General features: G+C 65.8%; 4 protein-coding genes and 1 pseudogene. All 5 read left to right on the forward strand.

Annotation, left to right across the window (positions count from 1 at the left end; all coding sequences use genetic code 11):
• A pseudogene (locus Q0331_RS10590) lies at nt 1-167 on the forward strand (sodium:alanine symporter family protein); the annotation flags it as partial.
• Nucleotides 168-506: 339 nt separating this feature from the next.
• Nucleotides 507-929: a GtrA family protein gene (locus Q0331_RS10595; protein WP_298076304.1), complete on the forward strand. Its 423-nt coding sequence runs from the start codon at nt 507-509 to the stop codon at nt 927-929.
• 28 nt (nt 930-957) lie between these two features.
• The gene (gene smc / locus Q0331_RS10600; protein ID WP_298076305.1) at nt 958-4,446 is read left to right on the forward strand and encodes a chromosome segregation protein SMC; all 3,489 of its coding nucleotides are present in this window, start codon (nt 958-960) and stop codon (nt 4,444-4,446) included.
• Between the two features lie 21 nt (nt 4,447-4,467).
• Nucleotides 4,468-8,103, forward strand: coding sequence for a hypothetical protein (locus Q0331_RS10605; RefSeq protein WP_298076307.1), 3,636 nt, complete (start codon nt 4,468-4,470; stop codon nt 8,101-8,103).
• A 44-nt stretch (nt 8,104-8,147) separates the two neighbouring features.
• Nucleotides 8,148-9,199 (forward strand): signal recognition particle receptor subunit alpha (locus Q0331_RS10610; protein ID WP_298076308.1); only part of this gene is annotated, 1,052 nt, incomplete at its 3' end.

The raw sequence follows: 9,199 nt of genomic DNA on the forward strand, positions 1-9,199 counted from the left end.
TCCCGCTGGGTGGTGTGGCTATCAAGCTGCTGCGGGACTTCTCCCAGCAGAAGGCCGCTGGCATGGATCCGATCTTCCACCGCGACAACCTGCCGGAGTTGAAGAACGTCGAGTGCTGGGATGGCACGGACCCGGAGTGCCAGCGCCGGGCAATTTCGACTCAGTGATAAGTCCAAGCTGAGATGATTTAATGCTTTTGGTTAAAAGGGTTATCTCCCTCACTTTCTGTTTGTAGCGTGAATATGTCCCGCTCAACTGGAGCTCAAGAGCGGGATCCACGTTTTCGAAAGGAAAGGAATGTGAAATGAGTAAGCGTTTCGCAAATTGTGTTTTGGTCACCTTAACCCTGGTTGCAGAGGGGGAGCTTCGGTAGGCACCGCAAGTGCGGCGGCGCAGTGGAAGGGCCCTTTTGACTCTCACGGAAAGTGTATTCTCTCTTCGGGGGAAAACCGTGGCCTGCATTGGATTAACGTAAAGCGTGAGTGCAAGAAGCACGACGACGGTAAGTGGTGGTACCAAACCCGGTGGTAGAGCTAGGGAGCTTCACGAAAAAAATCGGCGCATTCACGCTTGTCGGCGTGGTCGGGGCGTGCTTCGACTTCGGGACGAGGACGCTGCTGCTCAATCTCGGAGTCATTGGCTTCGTCGCGCGTGCTTGCAGTTGCATTGTGGGAAGCACGGTTGCCTACTACCTCAACAGCTTTTTCACGTTCCAGGGGGATCGTTCAGGAGCTGAGAAGGCTCGTGCCGCGGTGGTTTACACCATTTGCTTCATAACAGCAGTTGTCGTAGATGCTCTGATGCGACATTGGGGAGCAGATCTGCCACACGCACTGTTCTGGTCGTGGTTCGTTTCCCAGGCCGTCGCTACGGTTCTCAACTTCGTGTTGCAAAACACTTGGGTGTTTAGGGCGCAGGAAGCTGCTTAGCGCCGGATCGCTTTGATAGCATCAGGCAATGCACTTAAAGTCGTTGACGCTCAAAGGATTCAAGTCCTTCGCGTCCGCGACGACCCTGAAATTGGAGCCGGGCATCTGCGCCGTGGTGGGGCCGAATGGCTCCGGAAAATCCAATGTTGTGGATGCCTTGGCCTGGGTCATGGGGGAGCAGGGCGCTAAGACCCTACGCGGCGGGAAGATGGAAGACGTCATCTTCGCCGGAACGGGGGACCGCAAGCCACTGGGACGCGCGGAAGTCACTCTGACTATCGACAATTCCGATGGCAAGCTGCCCATCGAATATTCCGAGGTTTCCATCACCCGCCGCATGTTCCGCGACGGCGCGTCGGAATACGAGATCAACGGGGCCAAGGCTCGCCTGATGGATATCCAGGAGCTGCTGAGTGACTCCGGCATCGGCCGCGAAATGCACGTGATCGTCGGGCAAGGCCGACTATCGCAGATCCTGGAATCGCGCCCCGAGGAGCGCCGCGCCTTCATCGAAGAGGCCGCCGGTGTGCTGAAGCATCGGCGTCGAAAAGAAAAGGCGCAACGCAAGCTCGTCAACATGCAGGCCAACCTCGACCGCCTGCACGACCTGACCGACGAACTGCGCAAACAGCTCGGGCCGCTGGCGCGCCAGGCAGAGGCCGCGCAGAAGGCCTCCGCCGTGCAGGCCACCATCCGCAGTACGCGCGTGCAGCTGGCTGCGCACAAGGTCAAGCAGCTATCCGAGGAGCTCAACGACTCGACGCGGCGCAGTGAAATGCTGGCCGAACAGCGCGCTGAACTGCAGGCGGAGCTGGAGGAACACAGCGAGACTCTGGCCGTCACCGAGGAAGAACTACGCACAGCCCTGGAGGAAGCCGAGGCGGCGAAAAACCTCTGGTACCGGCTGTCCGCAGTGCAGGAGAAGAACTCCGCCACCCTGCGTATCGCCACCGACCGTGCGGATCAGGCTCAGGTCGCCGAATGGTCGGGCCCCGACCCGCAAGAGCTGCTGGAACGCGCCGAGCGCGCCGCCGAGGAGCAGGCCGAGCTGGAAGAGAACGTGGAGATCGCCGCTGAGAAGCTGGAGACGATCGCCGAGCAGGTAGCCGAGGCCGAGGAGGCCGCCCGCGCCGCCGAACAAGAACATTTCGCCCAGGTCCGAGCTATTGCCGACCGGCGCGAGGGCGTGGTGCGCCTGCTTGCCCAACACGAGGCCGCCGCCACCCAGCGCGACAACGCCGCCGCGGAGGTCGAGCGCCTGCAGGAAAATGCTGCCGAGCAGCAGGAAACCCTCGACGGCCTGATGGAGGACATCACCGAGGCGGAGGAGGCTCTGCGCGAGACCGAAGCCTCCGGCGGCGACCTGGAGGAAACCCGCGCCCAGGCCGACCGCGAGGCCGCCGGCGCGGAGGAGCGCGCCGAACAGTTGCGCGCCGAGCAACTGCAGCTGGAGCGCGACATCGCCACCGCCGAGGCCACCATTGCCGCCTGGCAGGACCGCCTGACACCCACCGACGGCGCTGCGGTGGTTGTCCGCGCCGCCGACAAGGAGGGCATCGTCACCCGCCGCCTGGCCGAGCAGCTGCACATTGACGACGGATGGGGTGCCGCCGCGGCCGCCGTTTTGGGCGATGCGGCGAGCTCGGGAATTGTTGCCCCTCTTTCTGACGCCCTCATCTCCGCCCTCACCGATGCCCGCGAAGGCCGCGCGGTGCTGCTGGACCCGGGAGCCCCGGAGGGGGATACGAGCGCGACGTTCCGCCTGGATACGGACGTTTCCGCGGGCAAGTGGCTGCTGGACCTGATGGACGTACCCGCAGACCTGCTGCGCCCCCTGACGGCTCTGCTGGTGGACGTGGTGGCCGTGAGCAGTGCCGCGGAGGCTCGGAAGGTCGTGGCCGCGGACCCGCGCCTGCGTGCGGTGACCAAGGACGGTTCCGTCTACGGCGCCGGGTGGGTCGCCAGCGGTTCCGGCGGGACCACCCCTGTCGAGTTGGCGGATAAGATTGCGGCGGAGACAGAGGGCGTCACAAAGAAAAAGAAGGAACTAGACGACCTGCAGGCCGCACTATCCGGAGCGCTCGACGCGGCCAGCGACCTGCGTACCGCGGCGGCTGCGGCGCGCGCGGCGGAGCAGGAACACCGGGCACTGCGCGACGCGGCGGCTAAGCGCCTGAGCGCACTGCAGAAGCAGGGCGAAGCCGCGCAACGCCAGCTCGAGCGCAGCACCGCCGAACAGCAATCCGCCGAACAGCGCCTGGCGAAGGCCACCGAGGAACTCGACGAGCTGGCCGACCGCGTGGCGCGCGTGGACGACGAGGAGCACACGACCGAGCCTTCCTCGGCAGAGCGCGATGCCGCCGCTCTGCACCTCTCGCAGGTCAAGGCCATGGAGATGGAGGCCCGCCTGGCGCAGCGTACCGCCGAGGAACGCGCGCAATCCACCCGCGGACGGGCCGAGAACCTGCGCCGACAGGCCCGCGCAGAAGAGGCCGCGCGCAAGCACCACCAGCAGCAACAGGCCCGCCGGGCAGCCGCCCGCGAAATGGCCACCTGCGTGCGCGAACAGGCTCAGCGCATCGCCGAACGCATCGCCGACGCGCTGGCCACCGCCGAAGCCAACCGCTCGCACACCGAGCAGGCGCACAAGCAATGGCAGTCCACGATGGCACAGCAGCGTGACAAGGTCTCCGCACTGACCGCTCATCTGGGGCGCATGAACGACAACGCGCACTCCGCCGAGCTGGCGCGCACCCAGGCGCAGGTCAAGATCGAGCAGGCCGTGGCTGGGGCGATGGAACAACTGGGGCTCACCGCCGAGCAGCTGCTGGCCGAAGAGCTGCCGGAAGACTTCGACGCGGCCGCCACCAAGGCCGAGCTGAAGAAGACCGAGAAGGCGCTGAACTCCCTGGGCAAGGTGAACCCGCTGGCGCTCGAGGAGTTCAAGGCGCTGGAGGAGCGCTACAACTTCCTAGCCCAGCAGCTGGACGACGTGGAGCGGGCGCGCAACGACCTGCACGAGGTGATCGCGGACGTGGATGCCACGATCCTGCAGCTATTCACCGAGGCATGGCAGGACGTCGAGGTCGCCTTCCCACAGGTCTTCAGCACCCTGTTCCCGGGTGGCGCGGGCCGGCTGGTGCTCACCGACCCGGACGACATGCTGACCACCGGCATCGAAGTCGAGGCCCGCCCGCCGGGCAAGAAGGTCAAGCGCCTGTCGCTGCTGTCCGGTGGCGAGAAGTCCCTGACCGCGCTGGCGATGCTGGTGGCGATCTTCAAGGCGCGCCCGAGCCCGTTCTACGTGATGGACGAGGTCGAGGCCGCGCTGGACGACGTGAATCTGCGGCGCCTGATTGCCCTGTTCGAGGAGCTGCGGAAGGATTCCCAGCTGATCGTCATTACGCACCAGAAGCCCACCATGGACGTAGCCAATGTGCTGTACGGCGTGACAATGCGCGGTGACGGCGTGACCAGGGTGATCTCGCAGAGGATGGCTCCCGAGAAGACCTCCTGACCGGTGACGTAGGATGGTCGCGTGAGTTCCAGCGAGAAGACTTCAGCCAGCGCAGCATCTACCACCAGCCCAATCTCCGACATGCAGGATTCGCTCCTGCCGTGGGCCTCGTCCACTGAGGCGGCTCTGGCCGGAAAGCTGGCCGACGTGGAACTTTTCGTAGAGCTAGACATCAACGGCGACGAGTTGGAGCGCACCAGCCGCTTCTTCGGCACCTTCATCGCCCGCCAAGTCGCCGCCGGTTCCACGGAGGAGGCCTTGCTGCAGGCCTGCCCCGCGCTGACGATCGCCACGTTGCTCTCCCGCGCCGCGCGGTTCAATGAGGTCTCGGAACTGCCAGCCGAGTACTGGTACGGCCTTGGTTTGGAGCCGACGCCCACACGTACCCAGCTGATCGAGGGGCGCTTTGGGGAATTACTCTCCGCCGCTGGGCTGGATCCCATGGACGCGGTATCCGGCGGGCCGGACGGGGAGCTCGGGCGCCTGTTTGCCCACGTGGGCATCGCCTCGGACTGGGTGCCGGAGCTGATCGAACTGGTGGATAACCGCCGGGCGGACAGCGAAGACAGTGGGGTCAGTGGGGAGGGGGCCGAAGCTGCCGATATTGCGCGGGCAGTCGTGGCTGAGCTGGCCGACGAACCGCGCCAGGTCGGCCCACTGTGTGCCACCCTGCCGGAAGCGGCGGTGAAGCTGATCGCCCCGATCGTGGAGATCGTCTCCCACGCCGCCGCGCACCCGGACTCCTGGGAGTACACGCTTCCCGCCGTGGAGCTGCCCGCACTCATCCTGGAGGATGTGATTGAAGAGCTGCGGGAAAGGCCGGTGGGCACGCAGGATCGGCGTCACAGCGTGGGCGTGGCACACCGCGAAGACCAGCCGCGCCTGCAGCTAGATACGCTGCGCCAGCGCGTGGTTCTGCGCCTGCCCTCGCAGCCTCTGGAGAGCGAGGGGAAGGTACACACCGAGGTGCGCTGGCGCCTGGACTTCGACGGCGAACCCGCAGCCTTCCGCACCATGCATGCGGACAACGCGGGCCGGGCCGTGACGGAGATTCTGGACATTCCCGTGCGCCAGCCGCTGCGCAAGGTCAGTGTGCGCAACGCCAACGACGGCCAGCACTGGCAGCTGCCGCTGGTGGATACCGAGGATCCGGTGCTGGTGTTCACCATCCGCGGCACGGATCTGACCGACCGGGTTTCCCTGCACCACGAGCAGGTGTACGTGGTGGTTCCCGCCGAGACTTCTGCCGTGGACCCGGTGACCGGGGCGGACATCCCGGTGCTGGAAGAACAGCCGATGAAGAGCTGGAACGGCTGGGTCATCCGCCTGCTGGACTTAAGCGAATCCCTGAGCCTGCACATCGCCAAGCCGGGCGAGCGCAGCCCGTCCATGGCCGGAGTGCGTGCCGTGGACCCGCGCCAGCGCGCCCAGTTCGTGGAGCCTGACGACGTGGTGGGTGGCGTGGAGACCACCTCGGGCAAGGTGATCCACTCCCAGAGCCTGCAGGTGGAGTTCCCGCCTACGATCTCCGGCGCGGACGAGATTTGGTACCTATCCGTCTCCGCCTATGCGGGGCCCGGCGAGACCGGCGAGGCCGTCTCCGACGAGGAACCGCTGGAGGTTCCCGCCGAGGGCGGCGTGTTCGACGTCTTCGACCCCGAGGCGTGGGATAGCCCGTGGGTGGGCGAGTACCTGGTGCGTCTGCGCGGCCCCCGCAATGAATCCTTCCGGCACGAATACGCCCTGGTGGAGGGGCTTTCCCTGGAGATGGAATTCGGCGGGCCCAGCACCCAAACGCGCCTGCCGATGGCCGGGGGACTAAGCCCCGTGACGGTCCGCCTGCTGCCGGGGGAGAAGCCCTTCGAGAAGATCCCGCCCCAGAAGCTGGGTCCCACCGACCGCTTTAGCACCACCGTCGTACAGACCGAGGCGGGTGACGCGCTGCCCGTCATCGTCAAGCCCTCCCGCCTTCGCTACCAGCTGACGATGCAGGGGGAGGATCCGATGTGGCGCACCGACCCCATCGAAGTCTCCGCCCGTGCCATCGACACGCAGACCCGCTTCCGCGTGCGCCCCGGCTTCCGCCCGGGCATGGGCTCCAAGGCGGAGAACCTGGCTTTGATGGATGACGCCCGCGTGGTGATCCGCGACCATCACGGCTCGCCCGTGCGCACCCTGAAGCTGGAAACGATAGACGAGGTCACCTGGTTCGTAGATCTCGCCAGCGCCGCCGGGTCCCTGGCCACGTTGACCTCCGGAGCCATCGAGCTGGAGTTCGTCGAGGACCGCCGCGTAAGCGTTCGCCTGGCCCGCATCGTGCCCGGATTCGACTACACCGCCTCCGTCGACGGGGACGCCCTATTCATCCACGGCGAGGACGAATCCGAGGAGACCCCGGTGCAGTTCGGTGCGCCGGGCGCCGGCGCGTGGGTCTGGCCCATCACCGCGCCCTGGCAACCCGCATACTTCGTAGAGCTGCAGGCTACGCCCAGTGAAGCAGGTGGCCTAGATCTGGGCACTCTAGCCCAGGGCACCCTACCGGCCGAGCTCGTAGGCGCCGGCCCGTTGAGCGTGCAGCTATTCGGCCGCGACCGTTTCAATTACCTGCGCGCTCCCGTCGCCGCGGGCCAGCACAGCGCCGTCGCGCAGGCCGAAGGTTACTTCGGAGCTAACAAGGAAGACGCTGACACCGATCCGTGGGTGAGGTTGGCGGCCTTCCTAGGCGGCGAATCCGAAGATCTCCCCGGCGATACCGCCACGCTGTCTACCCTCTGGGACGTGCAGGCCGGCTGGCTGCGCGGACGCTTCGACGCACTGGACAACCTGCGCACCGCGCTGACGAACAACCCGCGCGAATCCGTCCACGCCATGTCGCAGTCCCTGGTTCCCGCCGCCGACCGCCCCGCGCAGTTCATACTCTCCGGGCTGGTGCACTCCACCCTGGTGGGAGCCGAAGCCGAGCGCTCGAACACCCCGTGGATCGCAGCTCTCGAGATCCTGGGGGACATGTCGCTGGTTGACCCCGAAGGGGCGTCAGAAGAAAAAGAACAAGACAAGCGCCTGCGGCAAGAGCTCAAGAAGGTCGCCGGGCAACCCGCCGTGCAGACCGTCGATACCGGCCGCGACGTGTCCCTGGATACCGCGTGCATCGACAGCACCACCGTGCAGATCGCGCACATGGATCCGGCACAGCAGAAGGCCGTGCTGGACATGTTCTTCGGCAAGGCCGGGGTAGTGCCGGGCGCGCTGAGCGAGGAAAACAGCCGCCTCATCGCCGTGTTCGAGACCTTCAATAAGCGCGCCGAACTCTCCGAACTGCTGGGCGACCCGGAACTGATGAAGACCGCCGTCACGCTGCTGCGCAAGGTGAAGGCCGCGAACCGGCAGCTGTACCTCTCCGCGCGCGTGCGCTTCGACCGGCTGGAGGGTGTGGATACCGATACTCCGGAAAACCGTTGGGCGCTGGCGCCCGTGATCTCCATGGTGTTCGCCCTGGCCACCCGCATGTACGCGCACAAGAAGATGTCCAGCCTGGGCAAACTGCTCAGCGCCTACCCGGGATGGGCGGCCATGGCGCGGTTGGTGCCGGACCTAGTGACCGGAGACATCGTCATGGCAGACGCCATGGTCCGCGGCGTGTTCGGGCCGACTGTCTAACCGTGAGTCGGCATTAGCCGCGAAGTTCTGATTCACTGGAGGCTATGAATACTGTCTTGATGTGGGTCCTCATTGGACTTTTGGTTCTCGCCATTGTCGTGGCGATTCTTGTTGTTCTGGGTTTGCGCCGAAACAAGGCGAAGCAGGTTTCCTTCGAGAAGAAGGAGGAGATCGAGCAGAAGAAGCCCAGCAGTGGCGATTACAAGGCCCAGGGCGGGTTTAACTTCACCGCCGGTGGTGGCGCCGGAGCCGGTGCCGCGACCGCCGAGAAGCAGCCGGAGTTGCGCCCCGACCAGGAGCTGAAGAAGCCGAAGGAAACCCCGGAGGCAACCCCAGAGCCCAAGGCTGCCCCGGAACCGACGCCGGAACCAGAAGCGACCTCCGAGCCGGAAGCAACCCCAGAGCCGGAAGCAACCCCAGAGCCCGAGCCGACACCCGAACCAGAGGCGTCGAAGGCTGCTCCGACCCCGGCGCCCACGCCCAAGCCAGAGCCGGTGGAGGAGCCGGAGCCTGTCGCTGAGCCTAAAGCAGAACCGGTACCAGAGCCGATCTCCGAGCCGGAACCCGAGCCTGAGCCGACTCCCGAACCCGAGCCAGCCCCCGCAGAACAGCGCGAGGAGATCGCGCCCGTCCAGGGCCGCCTGGGCAAGCTGCGCGGTCGCATGTCCAAGTCGCAGAATGTCATTGGCCGTGGCGTGCTCGGCATCCTGAGTGCCGGCGACCTCGACGAGGACGCATGGGAGGAGATCGAAGACACCCTCCTGATGGCGGACCTGGGTACCCCAACCACGATGAAGGTCGTTGACGACCTCCGCGAGCGCATCGCCGTCAATGGCGTTTCCAGCGAGGAAGAAGCCCGTGGCATGCTCCGCGAGGCGCTGATCGATGCCTGCAAGCCGGACATGGACCGCTCCATCAAGGCCATGCCCTACGAGGGTAAGCCGGCCGTGATCATGGTGGTGGGCGTCAACGGAACCGGTAAGACCACCACCACCGGTAAGCTGTCCCGCGTGCTCATCGGCATGGGCCACAAGGTTCTGCTCGGCGCGGCGGATACGTTCCGTGCGGCTGCGGCTGACCAGCTGGAGACGTGGGG

The sequence above is a fragment of the uncultured Corynebacterium sp. genome (assembly GCF_937999985.1).
Lineage (GTDB): Bacteria > Actinomycetota > Actinomycetes > Mycobacteriales > Mycobacteriaceae > Corynebacterium.